Source organism: Streptomyces sp. YIM S03343, from assembly GCF_054729195.1.
The window spans coordinates 5651594-5671205 of sequence record NZ_JBPUKX010000001.1; the positions used below are offsets into that span (position 1 = coordinate 5651594).

Genomic DNA, 19612 nt, shown 5'->3' on the forward strand with positions numbered 1-19612 from the left:
CCATGGACGCGCTCTACACCGCTGTCGCCACCGCCACCCACGGCCGCGACGGCCGCGCTGTCTCCTCCGACGGCCGGATCGATCTCGCGCTGGCCCTGCCGGTGGAGATGGGCGGCAACGGCCAGGGCAGCAACCCCGAGCAGCTCTTCGCCGCCGGTTACGCCGCCTGCTTCGGCAGCGCCCTCGGCCTCGTCGGCCGCGCCGCCAAGGTGGACGTGAGCGACGCGGCGGTGACCGCCGAGGTCGGCATAGGCAAGCAGGGCGAGGGCTTCGGGCTGAAGGTGACGCTGCGCGTGGAGCTGCCCGACTCCGTGGACGAGGCCACCGGCCGCAAGCTGGTCGACCAGGCCCACCAGGTCTGCCCCTACTCCAACGCCACCCGCGGCAACATCGAGGTCGACCTCATCGTCGAGTGACGCGCTGCATCGACTGACCCGCATTGCGGGGGCCGGAGCAACGACCGGCCCCCGCACTGTGATAACGACCGGCCCCCGCACGCTGTGACGGTGACGTGGACAGGTCCCGTCACGTCGCCGTGAGCAGGTCCTCCCGCCCCGCCGCCGGTCCCGGCACCGGTGACGCTCCGGGCGCCGGCATCGACTCGCCGAGCAGCAGGGTCCGTACGACGCGCTCCGCGGCGCGGCCGTCGTCGAACTCGCAGAACCGCGCCCGGAATTCCGCCCGCAGCCGCTCCGACTCCTCGTCCCGCCAGGCCCCCGAGGCGAACAGCCACCGCAACTCCCGCCCGGAGTAGGACACATGGCCGGGCGGATCGGCGGTGATGTCGAAGTAGGCGCCCCGGCTCGCGATAAACGTGGGCCAGTCGTCGGCGTGGATCACGATGGGCCGGTCCAGGTTGGCGTAGTCGAACATCAGGGCCGAGTAGTCGGTGACCAGGGCGTCGGAGGCGAGCATGACCTCCTCGACATGCGGTTCGTCCGTCGCGTCGACCAGAACGCCGCGCCGGTGCAGCTCGGCGAGCCCGAGCCCGCGCGCCGGACCGGTCGCGAGCGAGGGATGCAGCCGTACGACGAGGGTGTGCCCCTCGCCCAGCGAGGCGGCGAGCGCGGCCAGGTCGACGCGTTCGGTGTGGCCGCCCCGGACGTGGTCGCGCAGGGTCGGGGCGTACAGCACGACGGTGTGGTCCTCGGGGATGCCGTACCGGAAGCGGAACGCGGCGCCGTCTCCGTCCGTGGCGTTGACCAGCACGTCGTTGCGGGGGCTGCCGGTGCGCGCGGAGGCGAAGTGGCAGGGGTAGGCCCGCTCCCACACCAGTTCGGAGTGCCGGTTGGCGACCAGGCTGTGGTCCCAGCGGTCGGCGCGGCGCAGCAGCTGCGGCACATCGACGCCGAAGCGGGCACCGGGCCGGTCCAGCAGATCGGCCGCCATGTACTTGAGCGGGGTGCCCTGGTGGGTGTGGATGTGCACACTGCCGGGGCGCTTGGCCAGGGTGCCGGGCCAATTGACGTTGCTGACGACGTACTTGGCGCGTGCGGTGACCTCCAGACAGCCGCGCGAGCCGGGCAGCACATGCTCGGTGCCCGGCGGCAGCAGCGCCGCCTGCTCGGCGTCGCGCACCACCCACACCCCACGCAGCTGCGGCGCGAACTCCCGCTGTGCGCGGTAGACCGCGGCCGGGTCGCCGAGCATCCCGTCGTGCGAGAACGCCGAGTACACGACGAGGCGTTCGTCCAGCGGGCGCAGCGCGTGCAGCGCGGACCAGCCGCGTCCGGCGCGTACCGCCGCCGACTGCCGTACGATCTCCGCGCGCCGGCCGAGTTCGCGGCGGGCGCGCCCGGTCTGCCGGCCGATCCGGTACGCCGTCCAGCCCGCGGTCAGCAGCCGCAGCTCGCCGTCCATGACGGCGCCGTCCGGACGGCGCTCGCGCAGCAGCCGTACCGTACGGCGGAAGAACTCGTGCCGGTCGGCGGGTGGCAGCCGGTCCGGCTTGGCGAGGATGTCGAGGCAGTGCTCGCCCATCTTGCGGTGCAGATACGGCAGCCAACCCGCCAGCTCCGGGCGGGAGTCGACGAAGGCGAAGACCCGCCGGTACTGGTCGTGGATGTCGAAGTGCTTGCGGCTGGTGGTGGAGAGGATGTTGCCCTGGCGGCGCTGGCGGTAGTTGAGGCAGATCCGGTCGAGCGCGGCGATCCGGCCCGCGCTGAGCATCACCGGGAACGTCCAGGGGGTGTCCTCGTAGTAGCCCGGCGGGAACTCGAAGCCGTTCTGCTCGACGAACGCGCGCCGGTACACCTTGTTCCAGACGACCATCAACAGGTCGAGGATCCGGGGGTGTTCGGCGGCCGTGAAGGTGCCCTCGCCCGCCTCGGTCAGCACCTCGGCGAGGACGTTGCGCCGCGTCCCGCCCCACCAGTAGGTGCGGGCGTAGTCGAAGACCAGCACATCCGGGTCGCCGGTCTCGTCGAGCCGGGCCGCGACGGCGGCGAGGGCGCCGGGGGTGAGGGTGTCGTCGCTGTCGAGGAAGAGCAGGAAGTCGCCGGTGGCGTGCGGGAGTCCGGCGTTGCGGGCGCGTCCGAGACCGGCGTTCTCCGCCAGGTGCAGCACCGTCACCCGCGGGTCGCGGGCGGCGTACTCGTCGAGGATCGCGCCGCAGCCGTCGGGGGAGTGGTCGTCGACGGCGATCACCTCGATGTCGCGGTACGACTGCTCCAGCACCGAGTCGAGACACTCGCGCAGGAAGCCCTGCACCTTGAAGCAGGGCACGATGACGCTGATGCGGGGCACGGTCAGCTCCTTGCGTGGGACACGGCGGCGGGGGCGGGGACGCGCTCGGCGAGCGGCACCACGGGCGGCAGCGCCTGCGGCGGCTCGCCCAGCAGCACCCGCCGTACGACCCGCTCGGCGGCCCGGCCGTCGTCGAACTCGCAGAATCGCCTCCGGAATTCGGCCCTCAGGCGGGCGGACTCCGGTCCTGCGTACGTCCCTTCGCGGAACACGGCGGCCAGTTCTTTCGGGGTGCGGGCCACCGGGCCGGGCGGTGCCGCTAGGAGGTCGAAGTAGACGCCGCGGGTGTCCCGGTAGACGTCCCAGTCGTCGGCGTACACCACGATCGGCCGGTCCAGATTGGCGTAGTCGAACATGATCGACGAGTAGTCGGTGATCAGCGCGTCGGCGGCCAGGCAGACGTCCTCGGAGGAGCGGTGCGCGGTGACGTCGATGACCCGGCCCGTGGTCCGGCCCGGGCCGCCCGGGTCGTAGAAGTAGTGGGCGCGCAGCAGGACCACGACGTCGTCACCGGCAGCCCGGCAGAAGGCCTCCAGGTCGAGTCCGGTCTCGAAGTGGGTGCGGTGGTCGCGGTGGGTGGGGGCGTAGAGGACGGCGGTCGCGCCGTCCGGGACGCCGAGTTCGCGCCGGACGCGGGCCACGTCGTCGGCGGTCGCCGAGTAGTAGACGTCGTTGCGCGGATAGCCGTACTCCAGCGCCTCGTAGGAGCCGGGGAAGGCGCGCTCCCACATCTGGGTGGAGTGGCTGTTGGAGGAGAGGTTGTAGTCCCAGCGGTCCACCCGGCCCAGCAGCCTGGTGAAGCTGCCGCTCTGGGCGGCGACCACGGGGTACGTCGACTGGTCGACGCCCATCTTCTTCAGCGGTGTGCCGTGCTGTGTCTGGAGATGGACGCTGCCGCGGCGTTTGACGACGCCCTCCGCGAAGTTGGCGTTGTTCACCAGGTACGTGGCGCGGGCCAGCACCTCCCAGTAGCGGCGGCTCCCGATCACCGCGTGCTCCACACCCTCCGGCAGGGTGTGCTCCTGGCCGGGCTCGACGAGGAACACCGAGCGGATGTGCGGGGCCAGTTCACGTGCCCTGGCATGGATCGCGGCCGGGTTGCAGGCATAGCCGCGGCCCCAATAGGCGCAGTAGACGGCAAGGTTGGGGTCGAGGGGGCGGCGCAGATCGCGGGCGTAGCGCAGCCGGGTGCGCAGCATGCGCGGGCGGGGCACGGCCTCGGCGGCCCGTACGGCGGAGCGGTTGACGGCACGCAGGGCGCTGAACGCGCCGTAGGCCCCCCACGCCAGCAGCCGGTGCTGCACACCGAGGCTGCCGCCGGGCGTCCGGAACCCGGCGGGGCGGTGACGCCGGTAGAGGCGCGCGGCCCGGCGGAAGAAGGCGCGGCGGCCGGACGGCAGCCGCTCGGGGTGGGCCGCCGTCCGCAGCACCGGCGCGAAGAGCTGCGTGAACAGGGCGTACGACCGCTCGGGTGCGAGGCCCCGCTCCGCAGCCCGGGTCAGCACCAGGTCCACCTGGTCGAGGAGGCCGTGCTGATGCGCGCCGGGTGTGTTGAGCCGGCTGCCCTGCCGCCGCAGCCGGTGCCGTACGACGACCGAGCGCGTCACCGCGATCCGCCCGGCGTGCACCGTGACCAGACCGCCCCAGCCGATGTCGGTGAAGTGGCCGTCGGGGAAGGCGAGTTCGTGTTCCAGCAGGAAGTCGCGGCGGTATACGGCGCTCCACGCCGGGAAGGGCACACCGGTGAGGGACGGCACCCGGTCCGGGGCGAAGGCGTCCGCCGGGGTGGTGCCCGGCAGCAGCGCGGGCTGGGTCGGCTCGCCCTCCCACCACGGCACCCGCTCGTGCTCGCAGTACAGGACGTCGACCTGACCGGCAGCGGTCTCGGCCAGCCGGGCGTCCAGTGCGGCGAGCGCGCCCCGCACCAGCAGATCGTCGCCGTCCAGGAACAGCACAAACGCGCCGGTCGCCGCCCGCAGCCCGGCGTTTCGCGCCCCGCCCACGCCCGCGGAGGGCGGTGAGTGCACCGGGACCACCCGGGAGTCCCGCCCGGTGTAACCGGCCACCACGTCGTCGGCGGGGCAGCCCGGGGCGTCGGTCACGGGGATCAGTTCCAGGTCGCCGCAGGACTGGCCGAGGACCGAGTCCAGCGCCTGGGACAGCCGCCCGGCGACCCCGTGGGACGGGACGATGATGCTGAAGCGGGGCATTCTGCTCTCTCGGTCGGACGGCACGGGCGTACGGCGCCTCCTGGACCGGGAGGCCGACGGCGTGCCCGGGTGACGTCACGGCACGGACGTACGGCGACGCGTACGTCCCGGACAACGGCCGATGGAGTGATCTGGTTACGGCTGGCTACGGCTCGCGGGGGACACCCGGTGAACGCGAAGAGGCGGGCCGGTGTCGGCCCGCCTCTGGGAACGCAGCCCTGAGGAGCGCTACTTGGATGACCGATGGTCGGACGACGTTACTTGACCGCCCCGGCCATCACGCCGGACACGAACTGCCGCTGGAACGCGAAGAACACGGCCAGCGGGATCACCATGGAGATGAACGCGCCGGGTGCCAGCACGTCGATGTTGTTGCCGAACTGCCGTACCTGCGTCTGGAGTGCGACGGTGATCGGCTGGGTGCTCGACTTGGTGAACACCAGCGCGACCAGCATGTCGTTCCACACCCACAGGAACTGGAAGATGCCGAGGCTCGCGATCGCCGGTCCGCCCAGCGGCATCACGACCCGTGTGAACACCCGGAGTTCACCGGCGCCGTCCAGCCGGGCCGCCTCCAGCAGTTCGCGGGGGATCTCGGCGAAGAAGTTCCGCAGCAGGAACACCGCGAACGGCAGCCCGAAGCCGGTGTGGAACAGCACCACTCCGAGGATCGTGCCGAACAGGCCGATCTTGCCGAATAGTTCGGCGATCGGGATGAGCGCCACCTGCACCGGCACCACCAGCAGCCCGACCACGCCCAGGAACCACCAGTCGCGGCCCGGGAACTCCATCCACGCGAACGCGTAGCCCGCGAGGGAGCCGATCACCACGACCAGCAGGGTCGCCGGGACGGTGATCAGCAGCGTGTTCACCAGGGAGTCGGTGATGTCGCTGTTCTCCAGCAGCTTCCGGTAGCTGCCGAAGGTGAGCTGCGACGGCTCGCTGAAGACCTTCCACCAGCCGCTCGCGCTCATGTCCTCCGGCGTGCGCAGCGAGGACAGCAGCAGTCCGATCGTCGGGACCAGCCAGAACAGGCCCACCAGGACCAGGAACACCCGGACCGCGCTGCCGCTGACCAGCCCGGTCAGCCGTTCCCCGAGCGAGGGCCCGGACCTGGCCGCCACCGGCGCGGCAGACTTCGTGACGCTCTCGGCGTGCGCCGTCGTCATCGCCGTACCTCCCGCCTGAGCCTGCGGATGTTGAACAGCATCACCGGGATGACGAGCAGCAGCAGGAACACCGCGATCGCGCTCGCGATGCCCGGCTGGTCCTCGGAGAAGCCCTTCCGGTACAGCTCCAGGGCCAGCACGTTCGCGTCGTCCTGGGAGGAGCCCGGCGCGATGATGAAGACCAGGTCGAAGATCTTCAGCACATTGATCATCAGGGTGACGACGACCACCGCGAGCACCGGCGCGAGGAGCGGCACGGTGATCCTGCGGAACACCTGCCACTCGCCCGCGCCGTCCACCCGCGCGGCCTCCAGCAACTCTCTCGGCACACTTGCCAGACCGGCCGCGATCAGCACCATCGCGAAGCCCGCCCACATCCAGACATAGCTCCCGATGATCGCCGGGGTGACCAGCGACGGGCCCAGCCAGTCCACGCCGTTGTACGGCTCCGTGAAGTTGCCCGCGGGCAGCCGCAGTCGCGCCCCGTCGGCCGCGGCGGGCAGCGTGAAGGTGCCGTCGCCCGCGGCCTTCGCCGACGCCACCATCTTGCCGTCCTTGACCGCCTCGATCTTCATCCCGGAGTAGCCGAGCTCGGCCGGATCGGGCTCGCCGAGCCTGCCGACCCCCTTGCCGCGGGTGAAGTCCTGCCAGGTCGTTCCCGTGATCTTCCCCGGCTCGGGCCGCGCCGCCACGGCCTTCTCAGCGCCGCCGGGCATCTGGTCGGGCGCGACACCCACCAGGGGCAGCGTGACGGTCTGGCCGGTGTGCACGACGGCCGAGGTGATGAACCCGCCGTGATCGGGCTTCAGCGGCGACTGACGGCCGGGGTGCGCCTTCGGGAACGACGACGACTGGGCGAAGGTGTCGTGGATACCGACCCACACCGCGTTCGCGACGCCCTTGTCCGGGTCCTGGTCGTAGACCAGCCGGAAGATGATCCCCGCCGCGAGCATCGAGATCGCCATCGGCATGAAGACGATCAGCTTGAACGCCGTTCCCCAGCGCACCCGTTCGGTCAGCACCGCGAAGACCAGACCGAGCGCCGTGGAGACCGCCGGCGCGACCACCACCCAGATGATGTTGTTCTTCAGTGCGGCGCGGATGCCGTCGTCCGTGAAGAGGGCCTTGTAGTTGTCGAAACCGGCGAACCCGTTCCCGGAGGAGTCGTAGAAGCTGCGGACGACCGAGTACCCGATCGGATAGACCACGAGCGCGCCGAGCAGGACCAGGGCGGGCAGCAGGAACAGCGCCGCCACCGTCCTGCGGGTGCCGGTCACGCTCCTGCGGCCCCGCGGCTGCTTCGGTGACTTGGATGCGGCGGGGGCAGGCCGTGCAGGGTGAGGGGCCCCCGCCTCCGTGGCCGACGCCATCCCCGGATCAGCTCCCGCTGCCGTACGCCGCCGCCGCGTCCTTCTCCAGCTTCGCCTGCGCGCCCGCCACGTCCGACGGGTTCTTCAGGAAGTCCTGGAGGTCCTTCCACTCGCCCTTGCCCGGAGTGCCGCCGAACGCCTGCGGGGCCTGGTCGGACATGTCGAAGCGGAAATCGTCACCGGACGCGATCAGCGCCTTGGCGATCGTGCGCTGCACCTCGTTCGGGTACGCGGAGACCGGCACGTTCTTGTTGGGGGACAGATAGCCGCCCAGCTTCGCCTGGATCGTCGCCGCGTCCGGCGAGGCCAGGAACGTGGCCAGCGCCTGCGCCGCCTTGGAGTCCTTCAGGATGACCGCAGCATCGCCGCCGGAGACCACGGGCGCGGTGGAGCCGACCGCCGGGAAGGGGAACACCTTCGCGTCCGTGCCCACCTTCGCCTTGGTCTCACCGATGTTGACCTGCACGAAGTCGCCCTCGTAGACCATCGCCGCCTTCGGCTGGTCGCCGCCGGTGAAGGTCTGGGTGACCGACTTGGGGAACTCGGTCTGCAGCGCGCCGCTCTGGCCGCCCGCCACATAGTCCTTCTTGCCCCAGATCTGCGCCAGCGTCGTCAGCGCCTGCTTGACCGAGGGATCCGTCCACTTGATCTTGTGCTGGGCGAGCTGGTCGTACTTCTCCGGGCCCGCCTGCGACAGATAGACGTTCTCGAACCAGTCCGTCAGCGGCCAGCCGTCCGCCCCGGCCACAGAGAACGGGGTGACACCGGAGTCGTACACCGCCTGAGCCGCCGTCATCAGCTCCTGCCAGGTCTTCGGCTCCTTGGCGCCCGCGTTCCCGAAGACCTTGGCGTTGTACCAGATCAGTGACTTGTTCGCGGCCTTGTAGTAGACGCCGTACTGCTTGCCGTCGACCTTGCCGATGTCCTGCCAGCCCTGCGAGTAGTTCTTGGCCAGCTCCGCCTGAGCCTCGGCACCGAGCGGCTTGGCCCACTTCTTCTCCACGGCCTGCTTGATGGCACCGGGCTGCGGGAGCAGCGCGACGTCCGGCGGCTGACCGCCCGCGATCTTCGAACCGAGGAAGTTGATGATGGGGTCCTGCGCAGGCACGAAGGTGACCTTGGCACCCGTGCGCTTGGAGAACTCCGCGAGGACCTGCTTGAAGTTCTTCTGCTCCTGACCGGTCCAGACGGCGGCGACCTCCAGGCTCGCCCCGTCCAGTTTGGGGAGCGTGACGGTGCTGCCGCTCGGGGTGCTGCTCTTGCCGCCGTCGTTCTTCTTGTCGTCACTGCCGCCGCAGGCGGTGAGCGAGAGTGCTAACGCCCCCACGGTGACCGCCGCCGCGGTCCTCGCTGCCCAGTTCGTCCGGATCGTGCTGCTCATTTCGCTGCGCATCACTGCCCCGTTCTTCGTTCATCGTTGAACGTTCGAGCGCTGTCCCGTGCGGTCTGGTCTACGCCCGTCCGCTTGCGGGCGGCAAGAGTGCCTGCCTCGGCAAACGGCTGATCGTAACCGCCTCGTGACGTGCCGTCATGGAGGTTTGCGCGGCGGTTGCACGGGGGTTGGGTTGTCGCCGGGACGGGGCTGTGGGGGACTCGCGCGGGGTATGCGCGGGGTATGCGTGGGGTCTGCGCGGGGCATGCGCGGGACTTGTGCGGCGGTTGTGGTGGGCTTTCGGGACGGGCGGGTGGCACGGGCGCGCAGGGGCCCGTGCGGGCAGGGACCCTGCGGGCAGGGGCGGCTGACGGGGGATCAACAGGGCTGGCACATCCGGCCGATGGGGCTGGTTGTTCAGAGGAGTGAGGGGACCTCGGCCGCCGCGACCGAACGGGCCGCCCGCTCCAGGGCGCTCGCCAGCAGCGCCAGATCCGTCGGACCGTTGCCCAGTTCGCGGACATGACGGCGGGTCGGCGGATCGCCCATGCGCTGCCACTCCAGCGGTACGACCGTGGGCCGCTGGGTGGCGGTGCGGGGTATACGGCCCGTGACCCGGCCGCCCTGGAAGGCGGTCACCCGGCCGTCGGCATGCGCCAGTCGGCCTCGCCCGGGGGCCGGTTCACCGCCGGGCTCCTGGCCGCGGGACCCGGTGGCGGCGTGGTGGGCGGGCGGTGCGTCCAGGGTGACGCGGAGTGTGGCCCGGCGGGCCGGTTCGGTGTCCGCCGTACGGCCGCCCGGGCCGGTCGCCGCGACCAGGTGCACCCCGAGTCGTGCGCCCTCCCGGGCCACCGCGTCCAGTGCCCGCAGCACCGAGCCCGCCGCGGGCCGCCCGGGCGAACCCAGCGCCGGGGAGACCAGCGCGTCCAGATCGTCCACGACCACCACCAGCCGGGGCAGCGGCGGCGCGGCCTCCGCCTGCCGGGCGGCGGACGACGGGCGCAGCCGGAGCGTGGTGCTCGGTGGGCTCTCCAGATCGCCGCCGGCGGCAGCGGCGGACCCGGCGCCGGTGCGCCCGGCCCCGGTGCGTCCGCCGGGCGTGTGCTGCGGGACCACCCGGCCAGACAGCTCATGGCGGGTGTGCCACTCGGCGAAGCCGGTACGGCCCAGCAACTCGGCCCGCCGCTTCAGCTCGGCGCTCAGCGACTGCGCGAACTCCCGCATCCTGACGGGGTCGTTGGCGGTCAGATAGGTGGTGGTGTGCGGTACCTCGGTGCACACGCGCAGCCCGTCGCCGGGGCCGCCGGAGCTGCCAGAGCTGCCTGAAGAACCATGGGCGCCGCCCGCGCTGCCGGACGCGCCGGTGCCGTCCCGGCCGTCGACCAGGACGATGCCGAGCCGGTCGGGGCGCTCGGCCGCGGCCAGCGACGCCACGACCGCCCGCACCAGTTCCGTACGACCGCTGCCGGGCGGCCCTTCTATCAGCAGATGCGGGCCGTCGGCGACGAGATCCGCGGTCAGCGGGCCACGTGGTCCCGCCCCGAGCACGGCGCGGGCCCTGCCGCCGGGCGAGTCGGAGTCGTCGGCGGCGTCCGCCCAGCGCGCCATCAGCGACGCCGGGGTGGCCCTGGCCAGGCCCAGCTCGTCCAGCAGCCGGGCTGACGGCGGCAGCGGGGCCGACACGCGCGCGTGCGGTTCGCCCTGGGCGCCGTCGGTGCGCAGCGGTGCGAGGGCCCGCGCGAACCGCTCGGCCCAGGCGGGCGAGACCGCGTCCACGGCGGCCACGGTGCCGGAGCCGACGGGGGCGCCGTGCGCGACGCGCATCAGATGCAGCGCGGTCGCGACATCACCGCCGAGCAATGAGACGGCTCCGCAGGCGCGGAAGGCGGGCGACACCGCGCAGGCCGCGTCGTACGTCTCCGTCACCGGCACCGGCGAGGCGGGTGCCGCCGGGGCGGTCTCGGCGAGACACAGCACGTGTATCCCGGCCGCGGGCCCCTCCAGCGCCAGCCGCTCCACGGCATCCCGCACATCGGCGCCACCGGGGTCACCGTCGACGACGAGCACGCTGTACGGCACCGGGAAGGCCCCGGTCCGTGTGCCTTGGGTGTCGCGCGCCATGCGGTCGTCCAGCCTGCGCAGGAGTTCGTCCGTGCGGGCCGCGGCCTGTTCGCGGTCGTAGGCGAGCAGCAGTCGGCAGTCCTGCCCGTTCGCCGGGCGCAGATGCGGCAGCCAGCCGAGCCAGGACCACTCGGCGGTGCGCTCCTCGACCGGGCGGGCGCGGTCCGTGCTGATCAGCACGACCTCCAGCACATCGGGGGAGTGCAGGGCGGTGAGCTGTGCCAGCACCGAGCGGGCCAGCCCCGACAGCCGGGGACGCGGCCCCGCGAGGCCCAGCGCACCGGCCTCGCGCAGCGCGGTGGTCACCGGTACGGCGGGCAGCAGGCCCAGGCCGTTCGGCGCCGTACGGTCGGCTGTGCCCAGCCGCACGGTGAGCGCCTCGGGGTGCCCGGCCCCGCGCTCCCACAACCGCGGCCCCGGCCCCAGCGCCGTCAGCAGCAGCGCCGCCGGGTCGGGCCAGGTCTCCGGCTGCTGCGGTCGTACGGCGTCACCCGCGCCGGTGCCGGCGGCGGCACCGGCGCCGTACGCCTCGTGCGGCTGCGGGTGCGCGCCCTTGCCGCCGGCCAGCTTCCTGGCCCACGCGGACAGGCCACCGCGCTTGCGGGCGGCGTGTGGAATGTCGGCGTCCGGGGCGGGGAGGCGTGCGGGTTGGCCGAGGTCGTCGTCGGCGGGGGTGCGGTGGGGGCGCGGGCTTGTGCTCTGGTCCCGACCTGCGTTGCCCTGGACGGCGGGATCCGTGGGGGCACCGGTGAAGCCTCGGGCTCGTGTGCGGGGGTCCGCGTCGGCGGGGGTCCGGGTGTTGTGCGGGCCCGGGCCCGGGTCACGGTGCGGGCCCGGGTCGCCGTGCTGGCCCGGTTCGCCGTGGGGCGCGTTGCGGTGGTGTGGTGCCGGGTCGGTGGGTGTGCCGGTGGCGGGGTGGCGATCACGCGCGCGTGGGTCTGTGTTGTCGGCCGCGGCCTGCCGGTCGTACGGCTGTCCGTCCCCGCCCGTGGTCCTTCGGCGTTGTGCGCGGGTGTCGCCGTCCTCTCCTACGGGACCCCGGCCGCGTCCTGCGGGACCCCGGCCGCGTGCGCCGTACGCTCCGCCCGCTCGGTCCTCGGGGTGGCCGCCCGCGCGCGGGTCTGTACCGGCGGGGCCCCTGTCTCGCGCGCGGGCGCTGTCGTCACCCGGGGCCCATCGCCCCTGCGCGTGGGTGTCCCGGTCGTCACTCAGGGCTCCCCGGCCGGGTGCAGCCGCACCGAGCCCGCCGCCCGTCCGGGGCCCGGGCAGGCTGCCTGTCCCCGTTCCCCTTCCCGTCGCCCCGCTGTGTGTCTCGCGCGCGTCGCCGTCGGCCGCCGTCGCCCTCCCGGAACCGCCCCGGCTCTCGATGCGCGGGGCGTGTCCCTGGCCCGGGACCGCGTGCGGTTCCCCGGGGCTGCCCCAGCCTGCCGGGCCGTAGGCCTGGTGAGTACCCTCCGACGGCGCGTCCGTGTCTCCCGGGGCGTGCGTCATGCGCGTATGGGCCGCAGCCGCCGTAGCCTTCGAGCCTGCCGCCCCCGTGGCCAGACGGACATGCCCCTCGCCGTCCGGGGCCGTCTCCGTACGCGTCCCTGGCGCGTCGGACGGCGTGAGGCGCAGGGCCGATTCCCCCAGACGGAGCAGCGCGCCGGTCGGGAAGCGGACGGCTTGGGCGCCCACCCGGGTGCCGTCCAGCACGGTGCCGTTGGTGGAGCCCAGATCGGCGACCGAGACCCGGCCGCCCGGCTCGACGGTGATCGCGCAGTGCAGCCGGGAGACGTCCGGGTCGTCGAGGGGCACATCGGCGTCGGCGGAGCGGCCGATACGGATCTGGCCGCCGTGGAGAAGATGGACCCCGCCCGCGTCCGGACCCGCCACCACATGCAGCCGGGCCGCGGCGTCGTCCGCCTGGGGATGGGCCTCCGGCTCGCCCGGCGCGCCCAGCGACAGCAGCGCGCCGTCGGTCAGCGGGGGCTCGCCGAGGGTGCAGCGCCTGCCGTCCAGCCGCTCCGCGCCCGCGTACAGCACGACCGCGCCGCCGCCGTCCCCCGCGACTGCCGCCGCCAGCCCCGCCGCCACCTCGGCCAGCGCGGTGCCGGCCGGTGCCGTGACCAGCACGTCGCGGCGCGCGGCGCGGCCCCGCTGCTGCGGGGTCGGGCCCAGCGGGTCTACGACGGTCAGCCGGATCTGCATCGGCGCAGCGGTCCCTTCTGCACGGCACCCGCGCACTCCGGGACGAGGATGCGCGCGGTTCCCCCACCGCGCCGCGGACCACCCCCGGCACCGCACGCGGGCACGTCGGCCAGCAGTACACCCGCATCCTCCCACCTGCCACTGACAGCCCGCCCTCCGCCCGGCGTCAAGTGATCTTGATTGGTCGGCTCTGCCCGCAAAAGTGCCGCAGAACTGGCATGCGGACGACCGCTTGAGATCGGTCACGTCCGGGTCCGGCAACCACGGGACCGAGGAGAGCGTCTTTCCTTCGAACATGTCCGGCGAACATGTCCGGCGAAAGTGTCCGGGAACATGTCCGGGAAGGGTCCGGGAACACATCCGGCGAACAGGTCCGACACGCCGTGCGTAAGGAACGCAGGGAACAGAGCACGACCCGGCGGCGGCACACCGGACCCGCATGTGACGCACAGCCGGACGACAGGCCGTCGCCGGGGCTTCCGGCACTACAGTGGGTCGGAACGTGAACCAGCAGCAGGGAGCGCATGACGTGCGGCCGGTAGGCAGCAAGTACTTCCTCGAGGAGCCGCTCGGACGCGGTGCCACGGGGACCGTCTGGCGTGCCCGCCAGCGGGAGACGGCGGGTGCCGAGGCCGCTGTGCCCGGCCAGCCCGGTGAGACGGTTGCGATCAAGGTCCTCAAGGAGGAGCTCGCGAGCGACCCCGACATCGTGATGCGGTTCCTGCGCGAGCGTTCCGTGCTGCTCCGCCTCACCCACCCGAACATCGTCCGGGTGCGCGACCTGGTGGTCGAGGGCGATCTGCTGGCCCTCGTCATGGACCTGGTCGACGGCCCGGACCTGCACCGCTTCCTGCGGGAGAACGGCCCCTTCACCCCGGTCGGCGCCGCCCTGATCACCGCGCAGATCGCCGACGCGCTCGCCGCCAGCCACGCCGACGGCGTCGTCCACCGTGATCTGAAACCGGCCAACGTGCTGCTGATGCAGAACGGCGGCGAGATGCACCCGCTGCTGACCGACTTCGGCATCGCCCGGCTCGCCGACTCGCCCGGCCTCACCCGCACCCAGGAATTCGTCGGTACGCCCGCGTACGTCGCCCCGGAGTCCGCCGAGGGCCGCCCGCAGACCTCCGCCGTCGACGTCTACGGCGCCGGGATCCTGCTCTACGAGCTGGTCACCGGCCGTCCGCCGTTCGCCGGAAGCACCGCCCTGGAGGTGCTGCACCAGCACCTGAGCGCCGAACCCCGCCGCCCCTCCACGGTCCCCGAACCGCTGTGGACCGTCATAGAGCGCTGCCTGCGCAAGAACCCCGCCGAGCGGCCCAGCGCCGAGAACCTCGCCCGCGGCCTGCGCGTCGTCGCCGAGGGCATCGGCGTGCATGCCAACAGCATGCAGATCGCCGCCGCGGAGAGCGTCGCCGCCCTGTTGGCCCCCGACCCGTCGCCCGCCGCCGTACCGGGCGTACCCGGAGCCGCCGACCCCACGCAGGTACTGCCGCAGGGCCAGGCCGGGGCCTACGACCCGAACGCCGCGACCAGCTTCCTGCCGCAGACCGGCACCCCGCCGGGCGCCGCCGACCCGACGACCGTCCTGCCGCACACCGGCGCCGCCGATCCCACCTCGGTCATGCCGCCCGTGCCGCAGAACCAGCCGGGCGGGCAGCAGCCCGAGCAGCCGCACCCCTGGCAGACCCAGCTGCGCGCCGCCCGCGACCGCAACGAGCAGACGCAGATCCAGTACCTCGACCCCGGCGAGGACCCGCTGCGCCGCCGCCCGCAGCGCCAGGTGGCCCGCCCCGACCAGCCGCCGCGCCAGGCCCCGCAGCCCCAGGGCCGCCAGGTGCAGCGTCCCCCGCAGCGGCAGCAGCAGCCCGGCTACCAGCAGGGCTACGGCCATCCCGCCCAGCAGCAGCCGCAGCACTACGCCCCGCCGCAGCAGCCCCAGGCCCCGCAGCGGTACGCTCCGCCAGCGCAGCCCGAACCCCGGCGGCCCGCCCGCGAGCCCCGGCCGCCGCGGCAGCGCAGCGCGAACCCGATGAAGATTCCCGGTCTGGGCTGCCTGAAGGGCTGCCTGGTCACGATCGTCATCCTGTTCGTCGCGAGCTGGCTGATCTGGAAGCTGACCCCGTTGCCGGACTGGATCGGCACGGGCAAGGGCTACTGGGCACAGCTGAGCGCCTGGGCCCACTCCGTGGGCGGCTGGATCAAGGACATCGGCTCCAAGACCGGCGGGAACTAGCCGTTCGCCGTCGGCGGGGCATGCCGCTGTCCACGGACGGCCGGATCCGCCGATCCGCCGGTCCGCCGTGCGAGTCGTGCCCGTTGTTCCGGTTGTGCACGAAGTGCACAGCCGGCACTTGCGCCCTGCTCGCGGCGAGTCTGGGGATTTGTCGACACGTGGCGGGTGATTTCCGCCTCTGTGGTGAGGGCCGGTTCGTCGGACGCGTAGTTTTGTCGGCAACACGCGTCTGTAGGAGCAGTCTTGGGACGGAAGATCGGCAGCCGGTACACCGCGAACCAGATCCTGGGGCGGGGCAGCGCCGGCACGGTGTGGCTGGGCGAGGGGCCCGACGGGCCCGTCGCGATCAAGCTGCTGCGCGAGGACCTCGCGTCCGACCAGGAGCTCGTCGGTCGCTTCGTCCAGGAGCGCACGGCGCTGCTGGGCCTGGAGCACCCCAATGTCGTGTCGGTGCGTGACCTCGTCGTCGACGGCAACGACCTGGCGCTCGTGATGGACCTCATCCGAGGCACCGATCTGCGCACCCGCCTGGAACGGGAACGGCGGCTCGCCCCCGAGGCGGCGGTGGCGATCGTCGCCGACATCGCCGACGGGCTCGCCGCCGCGCATTCCGCCGGGGTCGTGCACCGTGATGTGAAGCCGGAGAACGTCCTCCTCGACATGCAGGGCCCGCTCGGCCCGGGCGGCTCGCACCGCGCGCTGCTCACCGACTTCGGTGTGGCGAAACTCATCGACACGCCGAAGCGCAGCAAGGCCACGAAGATCATCGGTACGCCGGACTATCTGGCCCCGGAGATCGTCGAGGGGCTGCCGCCCCGGGCCTCCGTCGACATCTACGCCCTGGCCACGGTGCTGTACGAGCTGCTCGCGGGCTTCACACCGTTCGGCGGCGGCCACCCCGGAGCCGTGCTGCGCCGCCATGTCACGGAGCGGGTCGTCCCGTTGCCCGGCATCCCGGACGAGCTGTGGCAGCTGATCCTGCAGTGCCTCGCCAAGGCACCGGCCTCCCGGCTGAGGGCGTCCGAGCTGGGCGGACGGCTGCGGGAGCTGCTGCCGATGCTGGCGGGGATGCCTCCGCTGGACGTCGACGAGCCGGACGCCGACCCCGAGGAGGAGCCGGAGACCGAGCCCCCGTCCGCCGCCCCGGCACCACCGGCCCCGGAGCGGAGGGGCGCGGTACCGCTGGTGCCGGGCGCCAAGCCGGACTCCAACCGGGACACGCACACGTCGATGCGGGTGCCTGCGCCGGACGAGCTGGCGGGCGGTGCGCTGGGGACGGCCCGCGCCCCCCGCACCCCCGGCGCCCCGCGCCCCGGCTCGGCAGCCCGCCACCGTGCTGCAGCGCGCCGCCGCCGTCTCACGCTGGGCGCGGTGGGTGTGGCCGTCGCCGCCGCGATAGGCGTGGCCGCCTGGCTGGCCACGACGGGCGACGGCGCCTCCGACGCCCCGAGGGACACCCAGAACTCGGCCCCGGCCACGCCGTGACCTGCGGTCGGCACGCCGGCACCCCGGTGCGGGTGGGTGCGAGGGCTGGGCCCTCGTACGCTCCCGCCCCAGGGGGCTCCGCCCCCTGGACCTCCGGCCTATGCCCACCCACCACCCGACTCGGGCGGCTGGATGGGCACCCACACAACCGACCGACTCGGGTGGGAGGGCTCGACTCGGTCAGCTGGATGGGGACCGACGAATCCGCGGTGTGGGGGGTGGGGGCTCGGCTCGGCCTGCGGGAGGCGAACGACACAGCCTGACCGAGCCAGGGCGGGGTCGACTCGGCAAGCCGGACGGTGCACCACACAGCCAACCGAGACGGGTGGGTGGGTGGGAAACCCGGGGGCGGAGCCCCCGGATCACACTGCGGGGTCCGGGGCGGAGCCCCGGGGGGCGGGGGCTATGCAGCCGACGGAGTCGGGCGGGCGGGTGGGCAAAAGAGCCGGGGCGCAGCCCCGACGCAGCGCTCCGGGGCAGGGGGCGCAGCCCCCGGACGAACTCCGGGCCCGGGGCGGAGCCCCGAGGCAGCACTCGGGGGGCCCGACGGCGGAGCCCAAGGCCGCAGACCCCCGCCCACCGGCGGAGCCGTTACGCTGGAGCCGTGGCAGTCGTCGACGTATCCGAAGAGCTCAAGTCCCTCTCCTCGACCATGGAGTCGATCGAGGCCGTTCTGGACCTCGAAAAGATGAGGGCAGACATCGCCGTGCTCGAGGAGCAGGCGGCCGCGCCGTCCCTGTGGGACAACCCGGACGAAGCGCAGAAGATCACCAGCAAGCTCTCCCACCTCCAGGCCGAGGTCAGGAAGACGGAGGCCCTCCGCGGCCGGATCGACGACCTGGGCGTGCTCTTCGAGCTCGCCGAGGCCGAGGACGACCCGGACACCCTTGCCGAGGCCGAGACGGAGCTCGTCGCGGTGCGCAAGGCGCTGGACGAGATGGAGGTCCGGACGCTGCTCAGCGGGGAGTACGACGCCCGTGAGGCGCTCGTCAACATCCGCGCCGAGGCCGGTGGCGTCGACGCCGCCGACTTCGCGGAGAAGCTCCAGCGTATGTACCTGCGCTGGGCGGAGCAGCGGGGCTACAAGACCGAGGTCTACGAGACGTCGTACGCCGAGGAGGCCGGCATCAAGTCGACCACCTTCGCGGTGCAGGTGCCGTACGCCTATGGCACCCTCTCCGTCGAGCAGGGCACCCACCGCCTGGTGCGGATCTCGCCCTTCGACAACCAGGGCCGCCGCCAGACCTCCTTCGCGGGCGTCGAGGTGCTGCCTGTGGTCGAGCAGTCGGACCATGTGGAGATCGACGAGTCCGAGCTCCGTATCGACGTCTACCGGTCCTCCGGCCCCGGCGGCCAGGGCGTCAACACCACCGACTCCGCCGTGCGCATCACCCACCTGCCCACCGGCATCGTCGTCTCCTGTCAGAACGAGCGCTCGCAGATCCAGAACAAGGCGACCGCGATGAACGTCCTTCAGGCCAAGCTGCTCGAGCGGCGCCGCCAGGAGGAGCAGGCCAGGATGGACGCGCTCAAGGGCGACGGTGGCAACTCCTGGGGCAACCAGATGCGTTCGTACGTGCTGCACCCGTACCAGATGGTCAAGGATCTGCGCACGGAGTACGAGGTCGGCAACCCCGAGGCTGTGTTCAACGGCGAGATCGACGGCTTCCTGGAGGCCGGAATTCGCTGGCGCAAGCAGCAGGAGAAGTAGCCGGCGCCGTAGCAGAAAGACCGAGATCACCGAACTGCCGTCCAACTGTTCACCAGTGGGCGGCAGTTCTTCTTCATCTGGGTTCTACATCACACTCACAGAATCCAACTCCCAGCAAACAGCCCCGAATTGGGGCATCCCGTTCGCAATGGCCTTGACGGTGCCATGGAAAATGGGAAGGGTGAAGGATGGCATGCGTATCTCTGGGGCGCATGTGAACCGGGGGCTTTCGCGAACGCAGTTGCCGTCCCCTGTCGATCACAGCCCCGGGCGCCGCCTCATTGACGATGAGCTACTGGGGGTAGCAACCAGATGACCAACAAAACGCGGATCCGGGTCGCGCGTGTGGCCGCCGGCGTCGTGATCGCCGCGGGCGCGTCGCTGACCGCCGCGGGCGCCGCTTCCGCCCTCGACCTCAGCGGGACGACCGACAGCAGCACCAGCGTCGACGCCGTGGCCGACGGCCCCACCGAATCGACGATCCCGACCGCCCCGGGGTCGACGCCGCCCGACGACCCGACCTCTTCCGCCCCGGCGCCGTCGACCAGTGCGGAGCCGTCGGAGAGCGAGCCGACCGAGCCCACGGGCGAGCCGTCGGAGCCCACCGAGGAGCCCACCGACGGTGGCGCCACCACCCCGGGCAACGGGCACGGCAACGGCAACGGGCACGGGAACGGACACAGCAACGGGAACAGCGGCGGCGGCAACAACGCCAACCCCGACGGCGGCTCCGGCGCCACCGCCCAGGAGGCAGGCACCTCGAACCTCACCGACACCGGCACGGACACCACCGCCCAGGGCGGCGGCGACGAGCTCGCCGAGACCGGTGCGGGCCAGACCGCGTTCCTGCTGATCGGCGCCGCGACGATGATCGCCGGCGGTATCGCCTTCCGGGTGCTCCCGCGCCTGATGAATGGCCGCGACGGCGGCGCAGCGGCCTGACGAAGGCCGCCGCGCACGACAAGAGGCCCGGAGCACCCGCTCCGGGCCTCTCGCACAGCCA

Annotated in this window: 11 protein-coding genes; 5 read left to right on the forward strand and 6 right to left on the reverse strand. The window is 72.7% G+C overall.

The genetic code is table 11. The features are described from left to right. The first annotated feature begins 2 nt into the window (after nucleotides 1-2). Nucleotides 3-416 (forward strand): organic hydroperoxide resistance protein, encoded by a 414-nt coding sequence (locus ACSYGN_RS24710; protein ID WP_460399161.1) that lies wholly within the window; start codon nucleotides 3-5, stop codon nucleotides 414-416. Nucleotides 417-525: 109 nt separating this feature from the next. Here ACSYGN_RS24710 and ACSYGN_RS24715 read toward each other — a convergent pair whose 3' ends face one another. From ACSYGN_RS24715 to ACSYGN_RS24740, 6 genes are all read right to left on the reverse strand, one after another. After that, nucleotides 526-2745 carry a bifunctional glycosyltransferase/CDP-glycerol:glycerophosphate glycerophosphotransferase gene (locus ACSYGN_RS24715; protein ID WP_460399163.1) on the reverse strand — a complete coding sequence of 740 codons (2220 nt, stop codon included), beginning with the start codon at nucleotides 2743-2745 and terminating at the stop codon, nucleotides 526-528. A gap of 2 nt (nucleotides 2746-2747) precedes the next feature. Further along, nucleotides 2748-4955: a bifunctional glycosyltransferase/CDP-glycerol:glycerophosphate glycerophosphotransferase gene (locus ACSYGN_RS24720; protein WP_460399165.1), complete on the reverse strand. Its 2208-nt coding sequence runs from the start codon at nucleotides 4953-4955 to the stop codon at nucleotides 2748-2750. Between the two features lie 257 nt (nucleotides 4956-5212). Next, nucleotides 5213-6124, reverse strand: coding sequence for a carbohydrate ABC transporter permease (locus tag ACSYGN_RS24725; RefSeq protein WP_460399167.1), 912 nt, complete (start codon nucleotides 6122-6124; stop codon nucleotides 5213-5215). Continuing rightward, nucleotides 6121-7401, reverse strand: coding sequence for a carbohydrate ABC transporter permease (locus tag ACSYGN_RS24730; RefSeq protein WP_460399169.1), 1281 nt, complete (start codon nucleotides 7399-7401; stop codon nucleotides 6121-6123). Before ACSYGN_RS24730 ends, ACSYGN_RS24725 begins: the two co-directional genes overlap by 4 nt. Nucleotides 7402-7501: 100 nt before the next feature. Next, the gene (locus ACSYGN_RS24735; RefSeq protein ID WP_460399171.1) at nucleotides 7502-8887 is read right to left on the reverse strand and encodes an ABC transporter substrate-binding protein; all 1386 of its coding nucleotides are present in this window, start codon (nucleotides 8885-8887) and stop codon (nucleotides 7502-7504) included. Between the two features lie 396 nt (nucleotides 8888-9283). Then, on the reverse strand, nucleotides 9284-13177 hold the full coding sequence (locus ACSYGN_RS24740) for an FHA domain-containing protein (protein ID WP_460399173.1): 3894 nt from the start codon (nucleotides 13175-13177) through the stop codon (nucleotides 9284-9286). A gap of 529 nt (nucleotides 13178-13706) precedes the next feature. On the opposite strand from ACSYGN_RS24740, the gene ACSYGN_RS24745 reads away from it, so the two are divergent. The 4 genes from ACSYGN_RS24745 (at nucleotide 13707) to ACSYGN_RS24760 (ending at nucleotide 19551) form a co-directional block, all read left to right on the forward strand. Further along, a complete protein-coding gene (locus ACSYGN_RS24745; RefSeq protein WP_460403707.1) occupies nucleotides 13707-15413 on the forward strand; it encodes a serine/threonine-protein kinase in 1707 nt (568 codons plus the stop codon). A 243-nt stretch (nucleotides 15414-15656) separates the two neighbouring features. Further along, on the forward strand, nucleotides 15657-16898 hold the full coding sequence (locus ACSYGN_RS24750; RefSeq protein ID WP_460399175.1) for a serine/threonine-protein kinase: 1242 nt from the start codon (nucleotides 15657-15659) through the stop codon (nucleotides 16896-16898). A 604-nt stretch (nucleotides 16899-17502) separates the two neighbouring features. After that, complete coding sequence (gene prfB, locus ACSYGN_RS24755) at nucleotides 17503-18609, forward strand: peptide chain release factor 2 (protein ID WP_460399177.1); 1107 nt, start codon at nucleotides 17503-17505, stop codon at nucleotides 18607-18609. Nucleotides 18610-18921: 312 nt separating this feature from the next. Beyond that, entirely contained in the window at nucleotides 18922-19551 is a 630-nt protein-coding gene (locus tag ACSYGN_RS24760) for a hypothetical protein (RefSeq protein ID WP_460399179.1), read from the forward strand. Nucleotides 19552-19612 lie beyond the last annotated feature (61 nt).